This is a genomic window from Klebsiella sp. K5-45, assembly GCF_030128605.1.
GTDB classification, from domain to species: Bacteria; Pseudomonadota; Gammaproteobacteria; order Enterobacterales; family Enterobacteriaceae; genus Klebsiella; species Klebsiella quasipneumoniae.
The window spans coordinates 392,646-417,207 of sequence record NZ_JAKUZW010000003.1 but is presented as its reverse complement, the minus strand read 5'-3'; the positions used below and the strand labels follow the sequence as shown (position 1 = coordinate 417,207).

Below are 24,562 nucleotides of genomic sequence, written 5' to 3'. Positions count from 1 at the left end.
AAAACGCACAGGAAGCCCCTTAACTCGATTCGCATCACTAACACAACTGAACTTACAAAGTCCCGTAAAACGCCTTACCGACGCTTTAAGAGCGTCTGTGTGATGGAATCGCGAGTAGTCATAGTATTGAAATCAGATAGATAACCTACTTCCCGGATTACGAATCCACTTGATCGATTTTACCTATTGATTTGTATTGAATTAATAGATATTGATAGTTTATAACGATCAATATATGCATTATCGATCGTTTATATCGATCATTTTTGAGTGTGCATGTTATTCTTGGGTACCTGAACACGGATGGTTTCAAGTCCGTACTTTTTGGTCTGAAGGAAGCTAACGGGGTTACAAAACTATGAGAGTTGTACAACTGGTAATTTATGGATTTTGGGGGATCTGTCTTTTCGCTGCTGCAATGGGAAAGTTTGGTGATTTCTTCACTGCTGGTACTGGCTTCTGGTCGGTCGTTATGCTTTTCGTCGCTGGATTGTGCCAGCTACTGGCAAGTATTGCCTCGATCGTATGGGCATTTTATGGTACCGGTAATCTCAGAGCTAAATACTTGCCCTATAAGTTCGTGAATAATTATACCGTGCCAGTACTGATCATTGTGCTTGCTTTAGTGGCAAATGCAGCCCGCTCTTCAAGCGATGAAGCCAGAGCACATAAACTTGGTTTTAAAGACGGCAAAGAGTTTGCCACTGCTCGTGAAAATAACATTACGAATGTTGCTGATTACGCCAAATTTGCCGAAGAACAACGCGTCAAAGCAGCAGAAAAGGCGTCTCAGGATGCTGTACTTGCCGCAGAAAAAGAAAGACAGGCAAAAGAGGAAGAAGCTAAATGTCTCGATGATGCTCATTGCTACGCTTCGAAACATAAAGCTGGCGATTATATTTGTAAGGTAGCTGTAGAAAATTCTGCTCAGTACCAATTTAAATGGACTGACGGAATTACCGAACCAAAATTCTCCTCGTATAGCTGGTACGACAAAAGCAGGAAATTAGTCACTCTTTACGGGCACAGAGCACAGGCTCAAAACGGGTTTGGTGCGTTTAAAAATATAGAGTACTCCTGTACGTTCAATGCTGATACTGGTGAAGTATTAAGTACTAACCTTCAATAAGGAATATTAATATGAAAAAGACTTTTATCGCAGTGCTGTTATTTTGTTGCTCTAGTGTGTCAGTTGCGGCTGTACCAGATGGGAAAATAGAAAAACCATTTACTTTTAATAATGAAGTTGTTTGCTTAAAAGAAATTCAGAAACAAATGACGACTTATCTCAAGTCATTTGAAGAAGAAGGTGGGGTTAAGTACAAGTACAATGTTAAATCCGGTTTGTCGTACAAGGATACGATAGGACTACGGTTACAGATCAACCGTGTGGATTCAGGGCTGAATGATAGGGTTGCCGATCTTGATTACTACTGGCTACAGGAACGCGGCAGCATTTGCCAGCCAGCGTATATGGTACTGGATCGTTCTCAATGAGTGCTTGTACTGGCACAAGGTCGCGAAAGCGGCCTTTTTTATTTGCTTGATGCCCGGAATGCGGTCGCTTGTAAGGTTTGGCGGTTTTGCATCCAATTGATTTAAGCTAAGTCACTTTTTAGATATTATATCCTTGATATTAATATGATTCATGAGAGATTATGACCAGAGCACTGGTAAGGCTTGGAGACAAGACCACGAGCGGCGGGGGGGGATCCGCTTCTTCGACGATTATCGAAGAACGAAATATTACCCTGAATGGCGATATGGCATGGTGCCCAAAAGAAACCTGCAATGGTGTATTCCAGATACATAGTACAGCTCAGCACGGGGAAAGTGGATAAAGACTGTGTAGCCATAGAGGATCGCGTCCTCTGTAACTATGTAAGGAATCAGGTTATGTGCAGCACCACGTTGTCAGTGGAGGACATCCGAACTTCGCTGGTAGTCACGGTGTAACTATCTCTTTTAGGGGGTGCTGCTTCTTCTGAGAAAATAGATACATAGGTATGATATGAGTAATGAACTAATTGAAAAAATAAAAGAAGAATGCTTACGCATTGAGGAAGATGCACTTTATTCTTCTAAATCTCATTATAATGCTTCTTCCCCTTGGGAAAAATGCAATTTATTCATTGGGATACCTATAGCTATTTTGTCTGCTATAGCAGGTTTGAGTGCTCTGAAGGATATGACTACCATTACAATAGTAATATCATTTTTACTTACATGTTTAACTGCTATAAATACCGCTTTAAATCCAAGCAAACGAGCAGGGCATCATAAGTCCGCGGCAGGTGAGTATAATAATCTTAAAAACGATGTACGTCTTTTTCGAGAGATTGAATTAATTGAAATCAATTCTCCAGATAAAGAGCTAAAAAACAAAATAAAGGTTTTTTCTGATCGTAGAAATCAGCTAAACATAAGTTCGCCGACTGTACCAAGATGGGCTTATGAAAAAACACAGTCTGATGTCAATGATGGCTTTACTCAATATTCTATCGACAAGGAAAAAGAATGAGCGTTCAGTCATATTTAGATTCTGTAGCGAAGAATGCTATTTTGAAAGATAGTACTATCACAACATCTATCAGTACACTGAAAAATAGACTTGGATATTATTTCGATAGTTCCGATGTAATAAATCATTTCACATTTGGTTCTAACACCCGATATACAATGCTGCCAAGAAGATACGATCCGAAATCTGATGTAGATTATATGGTTGTGTTTAACAATACAGGGCATCAGCCTCAGACTTATCTAAATCGGTTGAAATATTTCGTTGAACGTTATTATTCTTCTTCAGAACGTAAACAAAGCCATCCAACAATAAGGCTAAATCTCAATCATATTACATTTGAATTGGTTCCGGCTGTATATAATGTGTTTTACGGATATCAAATTCCAGCACCAGCAAATAACTTTGAAACATGGATAAGTACTGACCCTAATGATTTCAATAGTAAGCTGACAGATAAGAATAGAAATAATTATTCTTTAATCAAACCATTAATAAGAATACTAAAGTACTGGAACGCAAATGCAGATTATGTTTTTGAGTCATATGATCTTGAGCAAAAAATTGTAGGTATGAATTTTCTTTTTTGTTATAACATCAAAGACTATTTTTATAGTGCTGTTGAGCAGCTCCATTGCTCCTACTGGTCTCCTCAATGGAAGCAAAATGCTGTGAATAAATTAAAAAATACAGTATCATCAGCTAAGGCATATGAAAGTGGTGGATGGCACTATTCTGCTGAATCAGAAATAAAAAAGATTTTGCCTGAAATTTAATCTTAAAATTTCATATAAAGCACAAGTATTTTTTCTTGTGCTTTATTATTTTTAAATTCATCAGGTAGTTATAGTATAAATTTCATATAGAAGAAACTTATTCCTGAGGATAACTTGCTGAAGTGAAAGTATCTGTCATCAGCATCATTTGATTCCCTTTCAGTGGTGTGAATGGAAATGCTACATAGTCCAAATTTCCTTGAGTCATATTAAAGTATAGTTTTTTGTCATCAACCGTTAATTTTGATGCATGTGCAGGATATGTTCCTTCATTTTTAAATGTAATTAAAAAAGCTATAGGAAAGAAGTGCATACAGCTACAATGGCAAAGATGACCATCGTTAAAAAACGAGGTTTGCTGAGCAGTTATCTGTGTTCTGTTAGGATAAAACCAATAATAGAAACCATGAGTATCTTCTATTTTTTTATTTTCGCCTAACACAAATTTTCTTAATGGTGTGTAATATTCACTATCAATAAGAGCATTTTTGCATACTTCTACGGATGTTGCTGCGAGCAGATGACCAACCATTGCACGCAAAAAAGATACTGCATTGAAAGGCGTAGAGATAACATTTCCGTAAAAATGAACACCAGCTAAATATTGCCTAATTAGATTTATAAAGTTCTCGATGGGAACCTTGATCTCATGATCCAAACTCCCAAGTATGTTGCCATTACAATTCTTGCATATGGTTTTAAATGTCGCTCCGGCATGAGCATTTATTGGTTTTATTTCATCAGAGGAATAATGTTCAGAGACTGTTTTTTGAAACATTGGTTGAATAGTAGTTGCACAACGAGGTGGCACATGATCCTTACTCAATAGACCATATGAACCGCAAATGACGCAATGCCCCTCACTAATTCTTGCATGTCTCAAACGTTCAGAAATTTTACCCATAAGAAACCTCGGAATAGCAATCTTGACTGATTTTATCGCAAATGGGTAACCTATGCATTTCTATCATAATCTCCTTTACAGCCTTCGTGTTTAAGAATGTGGCTAAGTTACTCGCCTTTAGTGCAAAAATAATCAAATCCCAGGCCTCCTGATTTTTGGCAAAAAACCTCAAGTAATCTTTTACTCAGGAAAAAGTACAGGCTGTTTTTTTCCGCCTGAATTAAAATCTCGTTCACCTGATCCGCTTCAACCTCACCGACCAAACGCCGTGTACTTAGATCTCAGTACCGAACTTTCCACTAACCCGGTATTACCTAAAATCTGAACGATCAAAAATCTCTTTTAGATATTCTCTCCGTGCATTAGAAGGAAGGATTGTCGTGATGGTCACGCAGATTCATTCCCAGCACTGATCATGAATATCAAAAAAAGTACTGTTTGAGGGTTATCTGATAAGGAGTATTTGATACTGAATTATTGCAGTACTAGAAGGGATGGGTGTTTGGAGTGTGCAAAGGGAGCTTTATGAGTCAGTACCGGTGTAAAATATGAGTATTTTAGTATTTATTCACCATCATCTAACTTATTAAGATATTCAGCAAGAACATCCCCGTGGCATGCGTATGGTTTACAATGACAGCCTAAAGTATGCCCTCTTAAAAGTTTCAGCTTTTCATTAAAATCATCTCCACCACGTAAAAAATTACGGCTAAAATCATAAGCAAATTTTCGGATAACTTCATCACGGTCACCATCTTGACCTATTGCATACGGATTTCCCCACAAAGTTCCACGACCTATATAAGTATCAAAATGCTCACCTTTGTCTTTATTTGAGACAAAAGTTATTTTATCTTGAATGTATCGGACAGGTATCACCTCCGAAAGATATGATTTAAAAGTTGTGAACTTCGGAGAATATGTAGAGTCAAAAATAACTGCATGAGTTAGTTTTTCATCTTGAACAACACTATCAAGTACATTATCACCAAGAAGTTTTAATAATTTTGAATCGAAGAAATTACTGATGAGGTTTGCTGGATCATCAAAGTAAAGAATTTGGTAATCATCCAGTGTTGAAAGTATCTTCGTAAGTTTTCTTTCAAACTTACCAGCAGATGCAAAGTTTGGATGGTACATTATCAGTACTTTTATCATATTAAGTGCTTAACCTCAAAATCAGTATCCCAATGCTTGTTCAAGTATTCTATCACAAGGCGACGGTGGCAGTGATGCGGTTTATGTTCACTGCAAAGCAAGCAACTATTTTCAATCAAAGATTTATCAATACGTTCAATTTTTCTTTTTGCCATTAAATTCAAGAAGTTATCCTCATAAACCTCCCATGAAATGTTCCCTTTTTTGTATGGATTTAACATCTCCTTAGTAGGGGCCAATTCCGGGACATGCATATAGTTAACATTGCATAGTTCTTTTAAGAAATATTTAAGATCATTCTTCTTGGCAAATCCAGATAGTTGAGAAACGTTATTTAACCGCACATCAACTAAGTTTTTAATACTAGGCTGTGACTGGATAAGTGTAAAAAACTTTTCAGCAGTTTTTTCAGTAAACCCAATTGAATATACTTTCATATTTAATCCTGTATTTTAATTAAAGCTGCTAAAAATTTATAACATTCATTACGTTCACTGAAAGGGGCCATGCTTAATGTAGCATAACATTTTCCATAATGGTAATCTCCATCCTCTTTCTGACCATAAGTTGAATATATAATTGTGTCAGTAATGGAAATTTTATAATTTATTTGATTGTATTCAAATAACCCATGATAGCGTTTACGTCCATTGAAGGAAGAATGGCTTACACGAATAACTAAATCCTCAATGATAATAAAATACAGACTATTAGTCTGACCATTAATTAACTGAGAAGGAAAGCAGTCATTCACCCCATAGTGTTGCTGAGGATTGAACCAAAGAGTGTCAGGGTATTCAACAAATTGGTCGAGCTTATTGACGGGATGAGTACCTACTTTTTTCCATCGAAACGAAGTGTCGATGAGAAAGTTCTCGGCCTGTACAGGATGATTAGCTTTTCGTAATAAATGAATGTCAACTACATCAAGTACTTGAGGTATTCTATAATCTTTAAACTGAATTTCTTTTGTCGTTAGAGCATCGTTATCGTCAGGAAGACTGTTCCCAACAGGTCGTATCCATAAATGGGTTTCATCCTCGTGCCATTTTCTTCCTGCAAGGCAATAGTGTTTACGTTTCGCTGAGGCTGCTAATAGTACTAATCGCATGCTTGACATAAAAATATCCTTATCAAAATTATATCAATAAGATGATTCTCAAGAAAAGTCAATGATTGCGAATGATATGTTATAATATTGCAGTTAATTGCCTCAAGCGAGACATTAACATAAGGATGTTAGCTTAACAAAACGTTGGGTAAGTTCGCGGAAGTAGATTAGTTTACTTTTAGTATACCTCAAGCAGACCTACACAGATCTCCATTCAAAGTGGTTCATTAAATTGGTTTTACAACCTAAAACAGACTGTATATAATGAACCACCTAAAGCAGACTGATGGTGGTTATCATGCGTGTATGGGCATATCTAAGAGCATCCACGAAAGAGCAAGATGCGAATAGGGCATTGAAAGAGTTAGAGGCTTTTGCTCATTCACATGATCTGAAAATATCAAAGTACTTCAAAGAGAATGAATCAGGTGCAAGCCTCCAACGTCCTCAATTATTCTTACTCTTAGAAATTGCTGAACGGGGCGATATTATTCTTTGTGAACAGATCGATAGGATCTCTAGACTCACAGCAGAAGATTGGAAAACCCTACGAGCACTCATCGAATCCAAGGGGATCAGGGTTGTATCGTTAGATTTGCCTACGAGCCATCAGCTTTTGCATGTTCAGGATGAGTTCACCGCTCGTATGTTTGAAGCAATGAATTCAATGATGCTCGATATGCTGGCGGCAATCAGTCGCAAGGACTATGAAGATCGCCGCAGACGACAAAAGCAAGGTATTGAAAAGGCCAAACGAGAGAAAAAGTATCGTGGTCGTCCAGTCGATGAGAGCTTGCATCATAAAATACAAGAACTACTGTCTGACGGTAAAAGCTGGAGCAAAATTCAGGCTTTGATCGGTTGTTCAAGGGCTACTATCGCAAAGGTGGCTAAAAACTCATCTCTTACAGAAGAATAGTGGGTAATAAAGGGCATAGTAGGCCAGCAGTGCCAGATTGTTAACGAATATAGCGGTATAGGGTTAAGAAAGGGTACTTGCAGTTTCGTAGTGAACGAATCCTTTCGATATCTATCTACATTTGTGATCAAAATCAATTTAAACACAATATGTAGTGTTGAGTGGTTGATTTTGTCGCTATATGCTGATGTTTCCATGGAAATAGAGGGTTCGATTATGGGCAAAGATCAGCATGTTGTTCCTCATGATGGAGGTTGGGCCGTTAAGGGTGCAGGAAACAGTAAAGCGACCTCCGTTCACTCAACAAAGCAATCTGCGGTGGACGCTGCAAGAGGGATTGCTACAAATCAAAGAAGTGAGCTTGTGATCCATAATAAGGATGGCAGGATCGCAAAAAAAGATTCGCATGGTAACGACCCTTGTCCACCAAAGGACAAGAAGTAACTGAATAAGGGGCTTGTCGCCCCTTTTTTATGTACATCGGTTAAGCACTTCCGACACAATAAATTTCGAAAAGTACATGTCATGTCCGCAACCCTGAAGGCACGTTAACTTGCAAGATTTTGTGCTGGACGGTACTATCGAGAGTGGTACAGTACTGTTGTAGTACTACCACTATAACCAATTGATTAACCAACACAATTTAGTACTAATGGCTGATGGCAGGGCCCCCACCCATTTCGGCCTTCGTAATTTTCCCCTTGTATTTGTGCGGTCTTCTCTGCTGGCCAGAATTTATTTCTGATACAGATCATATATTATTTTTAGTTGCTAAAACACCCTCTACTTATTCCATAATATTTACTTGTCATAAATATGAAATGCTACTGAAATATTAATGTCATTTGCGTGTCATAAATAAAGCGCATCTTATTGGTGGGAATTTGTTGCCAGATCCATGCTATAAAATATATCTCTGGATCAGCATGTTAACTTCGTGTATTAATTATGATGATTTTATTGCACGGGAAGCGTAGCTATGACCACAGTGGTTTTGAATGTAAAAATTGACGCTGAGTTAAAAGAGAAGTTGCGTCATTATGCGGAAGTGAATAACGAGAACCTGGGTACGGCAACGGAAAAGCTGCTGCAGCTGGCTTTTCAGCTGGAGGCGTCAGCAGATGAGGCGGGGGTGACGGAAGAGGACATTGACAGCCAGCATACCGAAGAGGAAGCGACGCCATTAACCCCTAAAGAAATCAAAGCATTAAGAAAACTTCTGAAGAAGAAAAAATGAAACAACAATTCTCTACAGCCAGCAACTATAGCGAAGCCTGCGATATGTTGCGCTCAGGATACGTGAAACACGTTCGCCTGAACTGGAATATCGGTAGTGATGAGTTCTTTCGCATTGCCTCCGACTGGTGTGACACCGGCGCTAAAATTAAAAAAGATGAAGATGGCTTTATTATTTCCTTGAAAGGGTTTCCTATTCCGCGCCAGCATTAATGAAATTGCCTTATTTCCGTCACCGGGTTGCCATAACCAGATGGCAGGATACCCAGGCAATTTTATAAAAACATCTCATATACCTCATGGATGACGGACTTTTGACGGGCTGAAGCCAGCACGTCGATATTTTCTTATATTATTTTCCGCAAACGCGTACTTTCCCGCTGTTCTGCAAGGCTGTGCCACAATGGTTGTAGCGTGGAGAAGGCCTGGCGCAATGCTTCATCCGGCAGCGTAAACGGCAGACGTAAATAGCGATCGAACGCGCCCTCCAGACCAAACCGCGTGCCGGTGCCGATATGGATCCCCTGGCTTTCCGCACGTGCAGAGAACAAAGTGGCTAGCATGTCAGGGAGTTCCACCCAAAAAGAGAGCCCGCCTTCCGGTGGCGTAAAGCGCCAGCGGGGAAAATACTCTTTCATCAGCTCTTCGCACATGTCCCGGCGCGCCTTCAGCATCTCCCGTCGCGGCGGCAGCAGCGTGGCGGCGTTTGCCAGCAGCCAGCTGCAGGCCAGCTGCTCCAGCAGCGGCGTACCCAAGTCCAGAGAGTCGCGGGCCTGAATAAGCGAGGCGATTGTTCGCGTGCTGGCGCGGATCCAGCCGATGCGCAGTCCCCCCCAGAAACTTTTCCCGGCCGAACCGATGGTGATCACCGCGGCGTCGGGATTAAAGCAGGCCAGCGGCGGCGGGGGCGGGGCGTTATACCAGAGGTCGACCATGGTCTCATCGATCACCAGCGTTGTTCGCGTCCTGGCCGCGATGTCCGCGACCCGCTGGCGGGTGAGGGCATCCATACAGCGCCCGGTGGGGTTGTGAAAATCCGGCATCAGCCATGCCAGACGCGGCGCGGTCTGCGCAATGATCGCCGCGAATCCATCGCAGTCCCACCCCTGCTGTGGGAGTGCGACCCCAATGGGCCGGCAGGAGGCGCCCTGAATGGCGCTGATGGCCATTGGATAGGTCGGGGCATCAATGACCACCCGGTCACCGGGGCCGGTGAACAGACGCAGGATTAGCGCGAAGGCGCTGAGCGCGCCGTTGACCACCATCACTTCATCGGGCCGCGTCGGCAGGCCACGTTCGCTGTAGCGCCGGGCAATCGCTTCCCGTAGCACCGGGAGCCCCTGCTGATCGTAACCGGTCTGGGCGAGATAGGACGGCAGCAGGGTCATGGCATGCTGAAAGGCCTGATGGACCTCCGGACCGGCGCTGAGGGCGGCGGTAGAGAGATTGATCGTCGAGGGGGTCGCAGAGGGCGGCGGCAGGTCGGCAGGGCGTTCCGGCAAAACAATGCGCGACCCGCTCCCCTGGCGGCTTTGGAGAAATCCCTCCTCCCGCAGCTGGCCGAGGGCGCTGGCGATGGTCGTCCGGCTGACGTTGAGGGCCGCCGCCAGCTCGCGCTCGCCGGGCAGGCGCGTCTGTAGCGTCAGACGGCCATCGAGGATCAGCAGGCGGAGCGCTTCCGCCAGCTGGCGCCATAGCGGTGTGCGTGAACTGGACTCCTGCCAGTTGCCGAGCAGGCGTACCAGGGACTGTGTTCCAAAGCGTCGGGCTGACATAGCGATCCACTTTTCCAAAACTGGCCATTAATTATCAGTCCATTTTTGCTGATGATGAGGGCATTCGCAATGATGTTGAGGAAAAAATATGCTTCGTCGGCTGCTGCAGTTATATATCGGTCTGGTGCTCTACGGCGTGTCCACGGCGCTCTTCGTGCATGCTAATCTCGGCGCCGATCCGTGGGACGTCTTTCATCTTGGAGTGGCTAAACAGCTGGGGATCAGTTTCGGGACTGTGATTATTCTGACCGGCGCCGCGGTGCTGCTGCTATGGATCCCGATCCGGCAGATGCCGGGGCTCGGCACGGTGAGCAATGTGATCGTGCTGGGGCTGGCGGCGGACGCCACGCTGGCCGTCCTGCCGCCGCTGGAATCGCTGGTGGCGCGCAGTGCGCTGCTGGTGGTGGCGATTGTGCTGAACGCTATCGCCACCGGGATGTACATTGGCGCGGGGTTTGGCCCGGGTCCGCGCGATGGCCTGATGACCGGCCTGCACGCCCGCACCGGCTGGTCATTGCGCGGTATCCGGACGGCGATCGAGCTTTCCGTGCTGCTGATTGGCTGTCTGCTGGGGGGCAAGTTTGGCGTCGGAACCGTCATTTACGCGCTGTCGATTGGACCGCTTATCCAGCTGTGCCTGCCGTGGTTCAGTCAGCCCGTCAACCGCAACGCGGTCAGCCCTCCCCGGGAAATAGTCTCCTGAATTAACCCATCGCCCTCTTCATCACGGAGAGGGCCTTTCATCGCTTACAGGCCGCTCAGGCCATGAAGCATCATGTAGATCCCCACCACAATAATCAGTAAGCCTGAAAACCAGGGAGCCTTGCGCGAGAGGTCGTTAAGCCACGGCCAGCGGCGGGCGGCATGTTTAAGGCTCAGGGCGGCGATAGCCCCTGAAGCCACCAGCGTCAGCGCCAGACCGACGCTAAAGCCCAGCACCAGCGTGGCGCCCAGCGAGAATTTCTTCAGCTGTAAACAGATAAGCAGCACGGTAATGGACGCCGGGCAGGGGATCAGCCCGCCGGTCAGGCCAAACAGCACGATCTGCCCGGTCGTCACCTGACGGCCATCAAAGCGCCGGTTGATCTCCTGGGCATGGGCCCGCTGATGCGCGTCCTGCCACTCCTCCGCCACCAGCGGCGCGGCGGATGAGGACGCATGGTGATGGTCATGGTGGTGATCATGTTCGTGGTGATGATCATGTTCGTGGTGGTGCTCATGTTCATGGTGGTGCTCATGTTCATGGTGGTGATCATGGTGCGTGTGGGGCTGCGATTCGCGCCAGGTGCGCCAGAGCATCCAGCAGGCAATCAGCACAATGACAATCCCTGAGACCAGCTGAAACCAGGGTTCAGAGGTTTGGGCGTTCCAGCCGCGGCCAAACCACAGACCGGCCATGGCGATCAGCCAGACCACCGCCGTATGCGAAACCGTGGCCGCCAGCCCCAGCAGTACCGCCTGTTTTAAGGTTCCTCGCACCGCCACGATAAAGGCGGCCATCATTGTTTTTGAGTGCCCGGGTTCGAGGCCGTGCAGCGCGCCGAGCAGTATTGCGCTGGGAATAAACAGCCAGGCATTGCCCTGCTGCAGAAGGGAAGTGAAATCGTTCATATTGGGATCCTTGCCAAAAGTGCCTTTATCCTACTCCCCCCCAGTAGTAAAATACTACCCCCCAGTAGATAAGGCGGCTAATAAAAAGGATCATGGTATGCTGGCAGGCGTTGCTGACCACGCAGGTCGGTAATCCCGGACAGAAAAAAACGGTGGATCGCGTAATGTCACACACAGTGAGAGACAAAAAGAAGTTACTGACCCGGCTGAAGAAAATTCAGGGGCAGAGTACCGCATTAGAGAAAATGCTTAATCGCGAGCATGAGTGCGCTGAGGTGCTACAGCAGCTGGCGGCGATCCGCGGCGCGGTCAATGGCATGATGCTGCAGGTTATCCAGGGACATCTCACCGACCATGTGGTGAAAGAGCCAGACGAGACGCAGCGTGAGGCGGATCTGGAGACGGTGATGCAGGTGATTAAATCCTATCTGAAGTAGCCTCCGGCAGAGGGCGGCGAAGAGGCCGCGCCCGCTGACCTTCTGCGCAGGCCGCCTGCCGCTTAATGCGCATGGAGGTTCTCTTCCGCCCACAGAATAAACGACTCTTTTGGCAGCGCTTTGCTGTACAGCCACCCCTGGGCGTACTGAACGCCATGCTGTCTCAGCCAGTCGCGCTGGCTTACGGTTTCAACCCCTTCGGCGACGGTGGCCAAATTGAGCGCCTTGGCCATTTCAATAATGTGCGGCGTCAGCGGCCGGTACTCGAGGGTATCGACAAAGGATTTATCGATTTTCAGCGTGTCGACGTCCAGCTTCTGCAGATAGCTCAGGCTGGAGTAGCCGGTACCGAAATCGTCAATCGAAATGCGGTGCCCGGCCTCGCGGTAGTGTGCGATCACCGGCATGGTGGTCTCCGGGTCGACAAACCCGCGCTCGGTGATCTCAAGGATAATCTGTTCGGCGGCGATCCCCCAGTGCTGCAGCTGATCGTGTAATAGCTTGGGTAGGGTGGGAGAGCGTAAGTCATCCACCGACAGGTTGATGGAGATATGCACTTCCGGCCGCTGCCTCAGCCAGGGGCCCAGGTCGGCAAAAATTTTCCTGACGATATCTTCCGTCAGCTGGGTGATCAGTCCGGTTTGCTCGGCCAGGGGAATGAAGATATCCGGCGATAAAAAGGTGCCGTCGGGTTGCTGCCAGCGCGCCAGCGCTTCGGCCCCGGCGATTTTTCCGTCCTGCAATGAAATAATCGGCTGATAGTGAACCTGAATCGCCTGGGAATTGAGGGCGTCCAGCATACTGTTGCGCGGTGAACGCAGGTGTCTCAGCAGGCGCAGCAGCAGCCAGGTGGCAAGCAGGCTGGTGAAGATGCCGACAGGGAGCCAGAAGATCAGCTGCTGGCGAATACGCTGCTGTAGCGGCAGCGTGGATGACCAGGTCACAATGCCGGATCCCAGCTCGGGAATGCGCTGGATCCGGTAGACCGTATTATCCAGGGTCAGCATATTCAGGTGCGGATCTTTAATCCGTTGCCAGACCTTCGCCGGCAGCGGCTGGCTGCTGATCACCATTTTCAGATGGTCCAAACCAAACAGCATGGTATGGATCTTCTCCTCGCTGGCGGGCACCACATCAATGAAGGAGATGGGATCGATCATTACCATATGCTGCCGGCTGGCCATGGCCGTCATCTGGTGATTAAGGCCAAGATCGTTAATCGAGGTCAGCCAGGTGCGATAGCCGTCGGGGGCAATGTGATCCGGTGGCGGGAAGGTCACCGCAACGCTATGGTCTTCCAGGGAGGAGCATTGCGGTACGGAATCTTCCAGCCAGAGCACTTCCTGCACGTAGCGATGGGTATAGGCGATCCGGCGGAGGGTGAGCAGATGCTCAGGGCTACAGGAGGCGGCAGAGTGTGAGTCGGCCTCCCGCAGTGCTTCCCGGGCCTGATCGGCGACCTGCAGCGTGCGGACGACAATACGGTTGGAATAATCATCCAGCTCACGATAGAACTGCATTTTGGCCTGCCGCGCCGCCTGCCAGATGCTGAGCGAGATAGGCAGGATGATGGCCAGTATCAGCACTCCTGTAAACAGCGCCATCAGATGCCGGGTCCTCATGCCTGTATCCTTATCGTTCGCCGGGTGTCATCAGTATATGCGAAAGATAAACCGGGCGCAGCGGGAGAAACCGCGCTGCGTGGGGAAAAAAACCGGCATCACAATAGCCTGCGATGCCGGGTGAGAAGGATGATTCCGATGCAGCAGAATAAAAATGAGGGTGTGAATGCCGGGCAGGATGTATTCCGGCATTCAGTCGCAGCATACGCTGCGCAGATGACAGCAATATGTTGGCTTAGTGCGCGTCCGGCGCCGTGATATCGGCGCTGATGCGCAGATCGTTCTCATCAAACACCATGCAGAAGCGGTCATCGAAGGCCAGATTAATCTTCTGCCACGGGCGGAAATGGACGTCGCCGGGCAGCAGAACCTTGACGTTATCGTGACCGTAGCACTGGCCGAACAGGTAGGTATTGTTGCCCAGACGCTCCACCACTTCACATTGAAACTCCACCACGGTACCGGTGGAGACTTCCGGCGTGAGGTGCTCTGGCCGGATCCCCAGCGTGACCGCGGCGCCGGGCTTCAGCGGTTGGGTGGCAACGTTCAGGGTGAGCTGTTGGTCCTGGGCGAGGGTGACCGTTAAGCGCTCTGCCTGCCAGTCGCTGACGGTGGCCGGCAAAAAGTTCATCTTTGGCGAGCCGATAAAACCGGCGACGAATTTGTTGACCGGATTGTAGTACAGCGCCATCGGCGAACCCATTTGTTCGACCTTCCCGTAGTTCATGACTACGATTTTATCGGCAAGCGTCATCGCCTCCACCTGATCGTGCGTGACATAGACCATGGTGGTCTTCAGCTCCTGGTGCAGGCGGGCAATATGCAGGCGCATATCGACGCGCAGCTCGGCATCGAGGTTAGAAAGCGGCTCATCGAACATAAACACCCGGGGATTACGCACGATAGCGCGGCCAATGGCCACACGCTGCCGCTGGCCGCCGGAGAGCTGCTTCGGTTTACGATCCAGCAGGTGAGAGAGCTGCAGCGTTTTGGCCACCATTTCCACCTGGCGACGGATCTCCGCTTTCGGCACTTTATTCACTTTCAGCCCATAGCCCATATTCTCCGCCACCGTCATGTGCGGATAGAGCGCATAGGACTGAAAAACCATCGCCACGCCGCGGCGGGCGGGGACTACATCGTTCATCACCTCATCGCCAATCAGCACTTCCCCGTCACTGACCTCTTCCAGCCCGGCAATCATACGTAACAGCGTCGATTTTCCACAGCCGGAAGGGCCGACGAAGACCGCAAACTCGCCATCTTCAATATCGAGATTGACCTGGTGCAGCGTCACCGTGCTGCCGAACCTTTTGGTGACATTCCTCAGTCGTATATTGGACATCCACATTCCCCGAAGTGAGTAGCCGTTGTTTGCCGTTGGCGTGTCGCTGATTTGAGTGTGTTTGTATTACGTGTAACAAATCAGCGTGACGATATTCAACAGCGCTAAAATCATGTCCTGACTATAACTTCCGCGGTTTTTGCGCCATACAGCGGCGTTTCATTTCTGCAAGGATGATCACACAACTGGCAGCTTATGGTAGTTTTATCCCCAATCAAAGCGTAGCGTATAACAAAAGCGAACCAGAGTCTGTTTTCTATGTAACAAGGCAGTTTGAAATGATTTTTTTTCTAACTGGCAGACGTAAGTCAAATAAAAACCATTAAATTGTTATACCTTCACATGAGGTTGATAATGAAAAAGAACACGCTTGCTGCACTGATCCTTACCACCCTCGCGGCGGGGCAACTTACCAGCCTGCAGGCGCATGCCGCCGGGCAGCTCAACGTTTGGGAAGACATTAAAAAATCCACTGGCATCAAAACCGCGGTCAGCGATTTTGAGAAGCAGTACAACGTGAAGGTCAATCTGCAGGAGATGCCTTATGCCCAGCAGCTGGAAAAGCTGCGCCTCGATGGCCCGGCGGGCATTGGGCCGGACGTGCTGGTGATCCCGAATGACCAGCTCGGCGGCGCCGTCGTTCAGGGACTTCTCTCGCCGCTCAACGTTGAGCAGGCGAAACAGGATGCCTTTACGCCAGCTTCTATCAACGCCTTCCGCATGGACAACGCGCTGTATGGGATCCCGAAAGCGGTGGAAACCCTGGTGCTTATCTACAACAAGGACCTGATCGACAAGCCGCTGGACAGTCTGCAGGCCTGGCTGGACTACTCGAAGACCCAGCGCGAGCAGAACAAATACGGCCTGCTGGCCAAGTTTGATCAGATCTACTACAGCTGGGGGGCGATTGGCCCGATGGGCGGCTATATCTTCGCGAAGAACGACGGCGGCGGTTTTAATCCGCAGCAGGTGGGGCTCAATACGCCCGGCGCCGTGGAAGCCGTGACCTTCCTGAAAAAATTCTATGCCGAGAAGGCCTTCCCCGCAGGGATCCTCGGCGATAACGGGCTGAACGCCATTGATTCGCTGTTTACCGAGAAAAAAGCGGCGGCGGTGATCAACGGCCCCTGGGCCTTCCAGCCGTATGAAGCCGCCGGTATCAACTATGGCGTGGTGCCGCTGCCGACCCTGCCGGACGGCAAGCCAATGAGCTCCTTCCTCGGCGTTAAGGGCTACGTGGTATCGACCTGGAGTAAAGACAAGGCGCTGGCGCAACAGTTTATCGAGTTCATCAACCAGCCGCAGTATGTAAAAGCCCGCTATGTCGCCACCGGCGAAATCCCGCCGCTGAAGGCGATGATTGACGACCCGGTGATTAAAAATGACGAAAAGGCCAGCGCCGTCGCCGTTCAGTCGGCTCGGGCGATGGCTATGCCGGGCATTCCGGAGATGGGGGAAGTGTGGGGGCCGGCCAATGCCGCGCTTGAACTGAGCCTCACCGGCAAGCAGGCGCCGCAGGCCGCGCTCGATAATGCGGTGAAACAGATCAAGATGCAGATTGAAGCGATGCAGGCCAGCAATCAGTAATTTACCGTCACGTGAAGTCACCGAGCGGGAGGGGGACCTCCCGTTTGTAGAAGGAGTCGAGTGTGAGCATCCATTCCAGCGAAAATTTTAGCGACGCGCGCGGGCCCGGGCGCCATGCGTGGTGCGGCCTGTTGCTGGCAATCGTGCCGGGTTTCGGCCAGTTTTATCATCGCCAGTGGCTGAAGGGGCTGGTCTTCCTGGTGCTGCTGAGCAGCTTTTTGGGTATTTTTTACGATTTCCTGCGCGAGGGGCTGTGGGGGCTCTATACCCTGGGTGAAGAGGTGCCCCGGGATAACTCTATCTTCCTGTTAGCGGAGGGGATTATCAGCGTGCTGATCGTCGCTTTTGGCGTGCTGATCTATTTTCTCTCGCTGCGGGACGCGTGGCTGAACGGCAAAAAACGCGATGAAGGGGTCGCGCTGAACAGCGTGCGTAAGCAGTACCAGATGCTGCTGAGCGACGGCTTCCCGTACCTGATGATCACCCCGGGCTTTATTCTGCTGGTCTTTGTGGTGATCTTTCCCATTCTGTTTGGTTTTGCCATCGCCTTCACCAACTACAACCTGTACCACACGCCGCCGGCGAAGCTGGTGGACTGGGTGGGGCTGAAAAACTTCGTCAATATTTTCACCCTCTCCATCTGGCGCTCCACCTTTCTGGATGTGCTGCAGTGGACCGTGGTGTGGACGCTGCTGGCGACCACCCTGCAGTGTACGGTGGGCGTGCTGTTGGCGATTCTGGTGAACCAAAAAGATCTGCGCTTTAAGCCGCTGATCCGCACCATCTTTATTTTGCCGTGGGCGGTGCCGGGGTTTGTCACTATCCTCGTCTTTGCCGGGATGTTCAATGACTCCTTCGGGGTGATTAACAACGCGATCCTGTCATTCTTCGGCATCAGTCCGAAGGCATGGCTAACCGACCCGTTCTGGACCAAAACCGCGCTGATCATGATGCAGACCTGGCTTGGCTTTCCGTTTGTCTTTGCCATGACCACCGGCGTGCTGCAGGCGATCCCGGACGATCTGTATGAAGCGGCGACGATGGACGGCGCCAGCGCCTTTACCCGCCTGCGCACCATCACCCTGCCGCTGGTGCTGTACGCGATCGCGCCGATCATCATCACCCAGTACACCTTCAACTTTAATAATTTCAACATTATTTATCTGTTTAACAACGGCGGCCCTGCGGTGGCGGGATCTAACGCCGGCGGGACGGATATTCTGGTGTCGTGGATCTATAAGCTGACGATGTCCTCGTCGCAGTACGCCATCGCGGCGACCATCACTATCCTGCTGTCGATCTTCGTCGTCGGCCTGGCGCTGTGGCAGTTCCGCGCCACCAAATCCTTCAAAAATGATGACATGGCGTAAGGGAAGCAACATGGCTCAATCACCCAGTATTAAACGCGAAAAGTGGATACGACTCTCTCTTACCTGGCTGGTGGTTATCCTGGTCTCGGTGGTGATTATCTACCCGCTGGTCTGGACCGTCGGGGCGTCGCTGAACGCCGGCAATAGCCTGCTCAGTACCTCGATCATTCCGGAAAACCTGTCGTTCCAGCACTATGCCGATCTGTTCAATGGCAATGTGAATTACCTCACCTGGTACTGGAACTCGATGAAAATCAGCTTTCTGACCATGGTGCTGACCCTGATTAGCGTCAGCTTTACCGCTTACGCCTTCTCCCGCTTCCGCTTTAAAGGGCGGCAAAACGGGCTGATGCTGTTCCTGCTGCTGCAGATGATCCCGCAGTTTTCCGCGCTGATTGCCATCTTTGTGCTGTCGCAACTGCTTGGCCTGATAAACAGCCATCTGGCGCTGGTGCTGATCTACGTCGGGGGAATGATCCCGATGAATACCTGGCTGATGAAGGGGTATCTCGACGCGATCCCTAAAGATCTGGATGAGTCCGCCCGCATGGACGGCGCCAGTAGCTTTCGCATATTTATTGAGATCATCATGCCGTTGTCGAGGCCGATCCTCGCGGTGGTGGCGCTGTTCTCCTTCACCGGCCCGCTGGGGGATTTCATCCTCTCCAGCACCATCCTGCGTACCCCGGATAAATACACGCTGCCTATCGGTCTGTATAACCTGGTGGCGCAAAAAATGGGGGCCAGCTACACCACCTACGCGGCGGGGGCGGTACTGATTGCCGTGCCGGTCGCGATCCTCTATCTGGCGTTACAAAAATACTTCGTCTCCGGCCTGACCTCGGGCAGTACTAAAGGATAAGCACATGAAAAGATTTACACCCGCATGGCTTGCGGTTTGTCTGGCATGCAGTTTTTCCCTCCCTTCGCTGGCAGCGGACGCGCTTGAAACCCGCGCCTTTCAGGGTATGCCGGCGGACTTTATTAAAGGCGCGGATATCTCCACGCTGCTGGATGCCGAAAAGCACGGGGCAATTTTCTACGACCAGAATAACCAGCGTAAGGATCCGATCGCCATTCTGAAAGAGAACGGCGTCAACTATGTTCGCCTCCGCCTGTGGGTGGATCCGCAATCGGCAAGCGGCGAGGGCTATGGCGGCGGGAATAACGATCTGGCCACTACCCTGGCGCTGGCGAAACGGGCGAAAGCCCAAGGAATGAAGCTGCTGCTCGACTTCCATTACAGCGATTTTTGGACCGATCCCGGCAAGCAGTTCAAACCGAAGGCCTGGGAAAAGATGGATTATCCGCAGCTGAAAACGGCGATTCATGACTATACCCGGGATACCATCGCCCGCTTTAAGCAGGCGGGCGTCCTGCCGGATATGGTGCAGATCGGCAATGAGATTAACGGCGGTATGCTGTGGCCGGAAGGGAAAAGCTGGGGGCAGGGGGGCGGCGAGTTTGACCGGCTGGCCGGGCTGCTGAACGCGGCCATTGATGGTCTGAAGGCGAATCTGCGCAATGGCGAGCAGGTGAAAATCATGCTGCATCTGGCTGAAGGGACCAAGAACGATACCTTCCGCTGGTGGTTTGACGAAATAGAGAAACGTCATGTGCCCTATGACGTGATTGGTTTGTCGATGTACACCTACTGGAACGGGCCGATCAGCGCCCTGAAGGCCAATATGGATGACATCAGCAAACGCTATAACAAAGACGTCATTGTCGTCGAGGCGGCCTATGCCTATACCCTGGCCAACTGCGATAACGCGGAAAACAGTTTTCAGGCCAAAGAGGAAAAGGACGGAGGCTATCCCGCCACCGTGCAGGGGCAATATCGCTATATTCACGATCTGATGCAGGCCGTAATAGATGTTCCCGACCAGCGCGGCAAAGGTATTTTTTACTGGGAGCCGACGTGGATTGCCGTGCCGGGAAATACCTGGGCCACCCCGGCGGGGATGAAATATATCCATGACGAATGGAAAGAGGGTAATGCGCGGGAAAATCAGGCGCTATTTGACTGCCAGGGAAAAGTACTGCCGTCGGTAAAAGTATTTAATTAATTATTTGTCGTTCTTTTCAGGAAGTTTATTATGAATAAATTTGCACCTTTACATCCAAAGGTTAATACGCTGCTGCATGGCGCGGATTATAATCCGGAACAATGGGAGAATGACCCCGACATTATTGATAAAGACATTGCCATGATGCAGCAGGCAAAATGCAATGTGATGTCGGTGGGCATATTTAGCTGGGCGAAACTTGAGCCGCGCGAAGGGGTATTTGATTTCGCCTGGCTGGATACTATTCTCGATAAACTGTATGCCGCCGGCATTCATGTATTTCTGGCCACCCCGAGCGGCGCGCGTCCGGCGTGGATGTCTCAACGCTATCCGCAGGTTCTGCGGGTGGGGCGCGATAGGGTGCCGGCCCTGCACGGCGGCCGTCACAACCACTGTATGTCATCGCCGATCTATCGTGAGAAGACCCTGAAAATTAATAGCCTGCTGGCGGAGCGCTATGCTGCGCACCCGGCGGTGCTGGGCTGGCATATTTCCAATGAATATGGCGGAGAATGTCATTGCGAGCGCTGCCAGACCCGCTTTCGCGACTGGCTGAAGACGCGGTACCAGACCCTGGAGAACCTCAACCAGGCCTGGTGGAGCACCTTCTGGAGCCATACCTATACCGACTGGTCGCAGATTGAATCGCCTGCGCCGCAGGGTGAAACGTCGATCCACGGTCTCAACCTTGACTGGCATCGCTTTAACACCGCTCAGGTGACCGATTTCTGCCGCCATGAAATCGCCCCGCTGAAGGCGGCGAATGCCGCCCTGCCGGTGACCACCAACTTTATGGAGTATTTCTACGATTATGACTACTGGCAGCTGGCGGAGGTGCTGGACTTTATCTCGTGGGACAGCTATCCGATGTGGCACCGCGACAAAGACGAAACCGCGCTGGCCTGCTACACCGCGATGTATCACGACATGATGCGCAGCCTGAAGGGCGGCCAGCCGTTTGTGCTGATGGAGTCCACGCCGGGTGCGACTAACTGGCAACCGACCAGCAAACTGAAGAAACCGGGCATGCATATTCTCTCCTCGCTGCAGGCGGTGGCGCATGGCGCCGACTCGGTGCAGTATTTCCAGTGGCGGAAAAGTCGCGGTTCGGTTGAGAAATTTCACGGCGCGGTGGTCGACCATGTCGGGCACATCGATACCCGTATTGGCCGTGAAGTCAGCAAACTCGGTGAGATACTGAGCAAGCTACCGGAGGTCCGGGGCTGTCGCACCGAGGCGAAAGTGGCGATTATCTTCGACCAGCAGAACCGCTGGGCGCTTGATGACGCCCAGGGACCGCGCAATCTGGGGATGGAGTATGAGAAGACGGTCAATGAGCACTACCGTCCGTTCTGGGAGCAGGGCATCGCCGTCGATGTGATTGACGCCGACGCTGATTTAACGCCATACCGGCTGGTCATTGCCCCGATGTTATACATGGTGCGCGACGGCTTTGCCGCGCGGGCGGAGGCGTTTGTCGCCAGCGGCGGCCATCTGGTGACCACTTACTGGACCGGCATCGTCAACGAATCCGATCTCTGCTATCTCGGCGGCTTCCCTGGCCCGCTGCGCAATCTGCTGGGCATCTGGGCGGAAGAGATCGACTGCCTGAATGACGGCGAGTTTAATCTGGTGCAGGGCCTGGCCGGGAATCAGTGCGGTCTGCAGGGCCCGTATCAGGTGCGCCATCTCTGTGAACTGATCCATACCGAAAGCGCGCAGACGCTGGCCACCTACCGGGATGATTTTTATGCCGGAAGGCCAGCGGTGACGGTGAACGGCTTCGGGAAAGGTAAAGCCTGGCATGTGGCCTCCCGCAACGATTTGGCCTTCCAGCGCGACTTCTTTGCCGCCCTGAGCAAGGAGCTGGCGCTACCGCGGGCGATCGCGGCGGATTTACCGCCCGGCGTGGTGGCTACTGCGCGCACCGACGGTGAGAGCACGTTTGTCTTCCTGCAGAACTACAGCGCGCAAAGCCATACCCTGAGCCTGCCGTCAGGGTATCGGGATTGCCTGACCGACGCGGCGGTGTCGGACCCGCTGACCCTGTCAGCATGGGATTGCCGTATTCTCCGTCGCCACGCCTAATCTTTTTTCTCCACGCCTGCTCTGACGAGCAGGCTTTTTTTTATCTATTACCCTGGAGTTTATGATGGTGAGTTTAAAATCTTTCCTGCACTATTTCTCTCCTGCACGTCCGGCACAGCCGTTAAGCGAAGCGGAAAAACAGCAAATCGAGGCGTTGGTTCAGGCCTTCGGCGGTGAAGCGAATATTACCCAAGTGGACGCCTGTATTACCCGTCTACGGGTAACGGTTCGTCATCTGGCAGCCGTGGACTCGGACGCATTACAGCAGCAGGGCGCGCTGGGTGTCATTATTCTTGGCCAGCAGGTTCATGCTATTTTCGGTAAGCAGTCCGATGCGCTACGTCAATTGCTGGATGACCATTTTGCTGCGCGGAAATAAATAAAACGGGATAACCTGAAAACAGGTTATCCCGAAAATAAGACAAAGACAGCAGTGGCAATAATGATTACCGGAGGGAAATTAATGACCTTACAGTTGGAGATATAAATAACGTATTTGTCTTACCAGCGCGATATTACCACCAGGCCTCAACCTGCACGCCGAAATTCCAGGTATTATTCGCCGTCTGGTCTTCAAACGGTTTACCATCTTCGGAATCATTCAGATACGACGCGAAAATACGTAATTCCGGGCGTGACATAAAGTCCGGCCCGTCCGCCAGGCCCAGCGCAATGGTATATTTCTCACCGGCCTGTTTGTAGCTGGTGCCATTGTTATAGCTGTCTTTCTGATAGAAACCGCCGACTTCGCCAATCAGGCGCACGTAGTCGGTGAACTGATACTGCCCGCGGGCGACCAGCGACAGCATCCGCGTTTTATCGGTATAGTCGGTAATGTCATCCGCCGAGCCCCAGGTCAGAACGTGGTTGATGGAGAACTTCTCGGTAATGGGGATCAGACCGGTGTTAATCACGCGATAGCCGGTGGCGTCGTTCACGTAGTTCCACATATCGTACCAGCCGCCGCCCTGGGAGACCATATTCTGCGCCAGACCTTTGTTGGCATACTGCAGCACGGTTTTGTTATAGCCGCCCAGCATATCCTGACTGATTTCACCGGTCAGCATCACGCCATTTTCGGCATCGTACAGTCCGCCGTAGCTGTCCTGTTTTTTGGTGGTGTTCGGCATGGCGTAGTCGATGCCGAATTCGGTCCACGACCCGGACCACGGCTTCCATCCCGCGTAGCGTAAATCGATATAGTTGATATTGACGTTGCTGTCGCCATCGACGCGATAGTCAACGTCGTTGGCATCGCCGCGGATCCACGCCAGCGAGACGGCGCCCGGGCCAAGGGTGTAGTTTTCCACCCCGGCCCCGGAGCCGGAAATGTTCCAGTATTTAGTATCGATGATGTGCAGGTCGTGACGCTGGTAGTAACGTTTGCCGCCCCAGATCACCGCATTCGGATCGCCCGGGATCAGCCCTTTGATCTGCAGGTTCAGCTGACGTAAGCCGAACTGCGCGTCATCGTTCAGCGTGGTTTCATTATCGTTAGAGCCATCGGAGACCATGCTGACCATGCTGTCGAGATAGAAACTGACATCATCTTTTTTGTAGACCTCGGAGCCTAACTCCAGCTCGCCATAGGTATCCGATTCGTTCCCCAACCGGCCCAGCTTGTTCTTTTGCCATTCCGCTTCGCTACCGTCGCCGGAGACCCCAACCCCGGCACGCAAATAGCCATGAAAATCAACGGTCGGGATCGCAGCGGTAGCCGCAAAGGCGGAAGGGGCGATTAGCGCAGCGGCTAATGCTGTGGAAAGGACGCGCAGTGTCGTATTCATCTCTATCCTCTTATTGTTTTGTATTACGTTCACATAACTGATGTCATAAAATGCCTAAATGTAACTTCAGGCAAATGAGATATGATTATTGTGTGACTAAGTGCAAATAATAACGCTGGTTTTTGTTGTGATGAGTGAAGTGTTTCACAATTAACCTGGTTGTGAACGTAATACTTTTTGTGGTGTAATTTTGCGATGAGAGGTAGCGGTGAGCGTTTTTTCAAATGGCCCCTGTTACAATCATGG

General features: G+C 50.2%; 25 protein-coding genes. 16 read left to right on the top strand and 9 right to left on the bottom strand.

Features of this window, described 5'->3' with window-relative positions:
• The first annotated feature begins 358 nt into the window (after positions 1-358).
• From MKS11_RS08805 to MKS11_RS08790, 4 genes are all read left to right on the top strand, one after another.
• The gene (locus MKS11_RS08805; protein WP_021313719.1) at positions 359-1,129 is read left to right on the top strand and encodes a hypothetical protein; all 771 of its coding nucleotides are present in this window, start codon (positions 359-361) and stop codon (positions 1,127-1,129) included.
• Between the two features lie 11 nt (positions 1,130-1,140).
• Entirely contained in the window at positions 1,141-1,497 is a 357-nt protein-coding gene (locus MKS11_RS08800) for a hypothetical protein (protein WP_021313720.1), read from the top strand.
• Between the two features lie 514 nt (positions 1,498-2,011).
• Positions 2,012-2,521, top strand: coding sequence for an SLATT domain-containing protein (locus tag MKS11_RS08795; RefSeq protein ID WP_071995107.1), 510 nt, complete (start codon positions 2,012-2,014; stop codon positions 2,519-2,521).
• A complete protein-coding gene (locus tag MKS11_RS08790) occupies positions 2,518-3,297 on the top strand; it encodes an SMODS domain-containing nucleotidyltransferase (RefSeq protein ID WP_073972307.1) in 780 nt (259 codons plus the stop codon). The genes MKS11_RS08795 and MKS11_RS08790 overlap by 4 nt, the downstream gene beginning before the upstream one ends.
• 97 nt (positions 3,298-3,394) lie before the next feature.
• Here the strand turns inward: MKS11_RS08790 and MKS11_RS08785 are convergent, their stop codons facing one another.
• The 4 genes from MKS11_RS08785 to MKS11_RS08770 form a co-directional block, all read right to left on the bottom strand.
• Positions 3,395-4,201 carry a chaperonin gene (locus tag MKS11_RS08785; protein WP_284109501.1) on the bottom strand — a complete coding sequence of 269 codons (807 nt, stop codon included), beginning with the start codon at positions 4,199-4,201 and terminating at the stop codon, positions 3,395-3,397.
• Positions 4,202-4,765: 564 nt separating this feature from the next.
• Positions 4,766-5,359, bottom strand: coding sequence for a DUF4326 domain-containing protein (locus MKS11_RS08780; protein ID WP_021313722.1), 594 nt, complete (start codon positions 5,357-5,359; stop codon positions 4,766-4,768).
• Positions 5,356-5,796: a DUF488 family protein gene (locus MKS11_RS08775; RefSeq protein WP_021313723.1), complete on the bottom strand. Its 441-nt coding sequence runs from the start codon at positions 5,794-5,796 to the stop codon at positions 5,356-5,358. Before MKS11_RS08775 ends, MKS11_RS08780 begins: the two co-directional genes overlap by 4 nt.
• Positions 5,797-5,798: 2 nt before the next feature.
• Positions 5,799-6,479 carry a dual OB domain-containing protein gene (locus tag MKS11_RS08770; RefSeq protein WP_064359626.1) on the bottom strand — a complete coding sequence of 227 codons (681 nt, stop codon included), beginning with the start codon at positions 6,477-6,479 and terminating at the stop codon, positions 5,799-5,801.
• A gap of 289 nt (positions 6,480-6,768) precedes the next feature.
• On the opposite strand from MKS11_RS08770, the gene MKS11_RS08765 reads away from it, so the two are divergent.
• The 4 genes from MKS11_RS08765 (at position 6,769) to MKS11_RS08750 (ending at position 8,838) form a co-directional block, all read left to right on the top strand.
• A complete protein-coding gene (locus MKS11_RS08765; RefSeq protein WP_031285360.1) occupies positions 6,769-7,389 on the top strand; it encodes a recombinase family protein in 621 nt (206 codons plus the stop codon).
• A 216-nt stretch (positions 7,390-7,605) separates the two neighbouring features.
• Positions 7,606-7,833: a DUF2188 domain-containing protein gene (locus MKS11_RS08760; RefSeq protein ID WP_001572622.1), complete on the top strand. Its 228-nt coding sequence runs from the start codon at positions 7,606-7,608 to the stop codon at positions 7,831-7,833.
• A 535-nt stretch (positions 7,834-8,368) separates the two neighbouring features.
• Positions 8,369-8,626: a hypothetical protein gene (locus tag MKS11_RS08755; protein WP_004204776.1), complete on the top strand. Its 258-nt coding sequence runs from the start codon at positions 8,369-8,371 to the stop codon at positions 8,624-8,626.
• Entirely contained in the window at positions 8,623-8,838 is a 216-nt protein-coding gene (locus MKS11_RS08750; protein ID WP_004142688.1) for a hypothetical protein, read from the top strand. Before MKS11_RS08755 ends, MKS11_RS08750 begins: the two co-directional genes overlap by 4 nt.
• A 134-nt stretch (positions 8,839-8,972) precedes the next feature.
• Here the strand turns inward: MKS11_RS08750 and MKS11_RS08745 are convergent, their stop codons facing one another.
• Entirely contained in the window at positions 8,973-10,400 is a 1,428-nt protein-coding gene (locus MKS11_RS08745; protein WP_053810703.1) for a PLP-dependent aminotransferase family protein, read from the bottom strand.
• 88 nt (positions 10,401-10,488) lie between these two features.
• Here MKS11_RS08745 and MKS11_RS08740 point away from each other — a divergent pair, with 88 nt between their 5' ends.
• Positions 10,489-11,103: a YitT family protein gene (locus MKS11_RS08740; protein ID WP_017898903.1), complete on the top strand. Its 615-nt coding sequence runs from the start codon at positions 10,489-10,491 to the stop codon at positions 11,101-11,103.
• A 44-nt stretch (positions 11,104-11,147) separates the two neighbouring features.
• Here MKS11_RS08740 and MKS11_RS08735 read toward each other — a convergent pair whose 3' ends face one another.
• Positions 11,148-12,011, bottom strand: coding sequence for a nickel/cobalt efflux protein RcnA (locus MKS11_RS08735; protein WP_032455639.1), 864 nt, complete (start codon positions 12,009-12,011; stop codon positions 11,148-11,150).
• A 164-nt stretch (positions 12,012-12,175) separates the two neighbouring features.
• Between MKS11_RS08735 and MKS11_RS08730 the strand changes: the two genes are divergently transcribed.
• Positions 12,176-12,448, top strand: a complete 273-nt coding sequence (locus MKS11_RS08730) for a metal-sensing transcriptional repressor (protein WP_004204767.1) — start codon at positions 12,176-12,178, stop codon at positions 12,446-12,448.
• A gap of 62 nt (positions 12,449-12,510) precedes the next feature.
• Here MKS11_RS08730 and MKS11_RS08725 read toward each other — a convergent pair whose 3' ends face one another.
• Both MKS11_RS08725 and MKS11_RS08720 read right to left on the bottom strand, forming a co-directional pair.
• Positions 12,511-14,070: an EAL domain-containing protein gene (locus MKS11_RS08725; RefSeq protein ID WP_048294260.1), complete on the bottom strand. Its 1,560-nt coding sequence runs from the start codon at positions 14,068-14,070 to the stop codon at positions 12,511-12,513.
• Between the two features lie 235 nt (positions 14,071-14,305).
• A complete protein-coding gene (locus MKS11_RS08720) occupies positions 14,306-15,415 on the bottom strand; it encodes an ABC transporter ATP-binding protein (RefSeq protein WP_023319854.1) in 1,110 nt (369 codons plus the stop codon).
• Between the two features lie 354 nt (positions 15,416-15,769).
• On the opposite strand from MKS11_RS08720, the gene MKS11_RS08715 reads away from it, so the two are divergent.
• The 6 genes from MKS11_RS08715 (at position 15,770) to MKS11_RS08690 (ending at position 22,908) form a co-directional block, all read left to right on the top strand.
• Positions 15,770-17,002, top strand: a complete 1,233-nt coding sequence (locus tag MKS11_RS08715; protein WP_017898899.1) for a maltodextrin ABC transporter substrate-binding protein — start codon at positions 15,770-15,772, stop codon at positions 17,000-17,002.
• Positions 17,003-17,064: 62 nt separating this feature from the next.
• Positions 17,065-18,372, top strand: a complete 1,308-nt coding sequence (locus MKS11_RS08710) for a carbohydrate ABC transporter permease (RefSeq protein WP_017898898.1) — start codon at positions 17,065-17,067, stop codon at positions 18,370-18,372.
• A gap of 10 nt (positions 18,373-18,382) precedes the next feature.
• A complete protein-coding gene (locus MKS11_RS08705) occupies positions 18,383-19,234 on the top strand; it encodes a sugar ABC transporter permease (protein ID WP_004204761.1) in 852 nt (283 codons plus the stop codon).
• A 4-nt stretch (positions 19,235-19,238) separates the two neighbouring features.
• Positions 19,239-20,441, top strand: a complete 1,203-nt coding sequence (locus tag MKS11_RS08700) for an arabinogalactan endo-beta-1,4-galactanase (RefSeq protein WP_004204760.1) — start codon at positions 19,239-19,241, stop codon at positions 20,439-20,441.
• A 30-nt stretch (positions 20,442-20,471) separates the two neighbouring features.
• Positions 20,472-22,529, top strand: coding sequence for a beta-galactosidase (locus MKS11_RS08695; RefSeq protein ID WP_087771464.1), 2,058 nt, complete (start codon positions 20,472-20,474; stop codon positions 22,527-22,529).
• 64 nt (positions 22,530-22,593) lie between these two features.
• Positions 22,594-22,908: a glucose PTS transporter subunit EIIB gene (locus MKS11_RS08690; protein WP_004204757.1), complete on the top strand. Its 315-nt coding sequence runs from the start codon at positions 22,594-22,596 to the stop codon at positions 22,906-22,908.
• Positions 22,909-23,044: 136 nt separating this feature from the next.
• Here MKS11_RS08690 and MKS11_RS08685 read toward each other — a convergent pair whose 3' ends face one another.
• Entirely contained in the window at positions 23,045-24,316 is a 1,272-nt protein-coding gene (locus tag MKS11_RS08685) for a maltoporin (protein WP_004204756.1), read from the bottom strand.
• Positions 24,317-24,562: the final 246 nt, after the last annotated feature.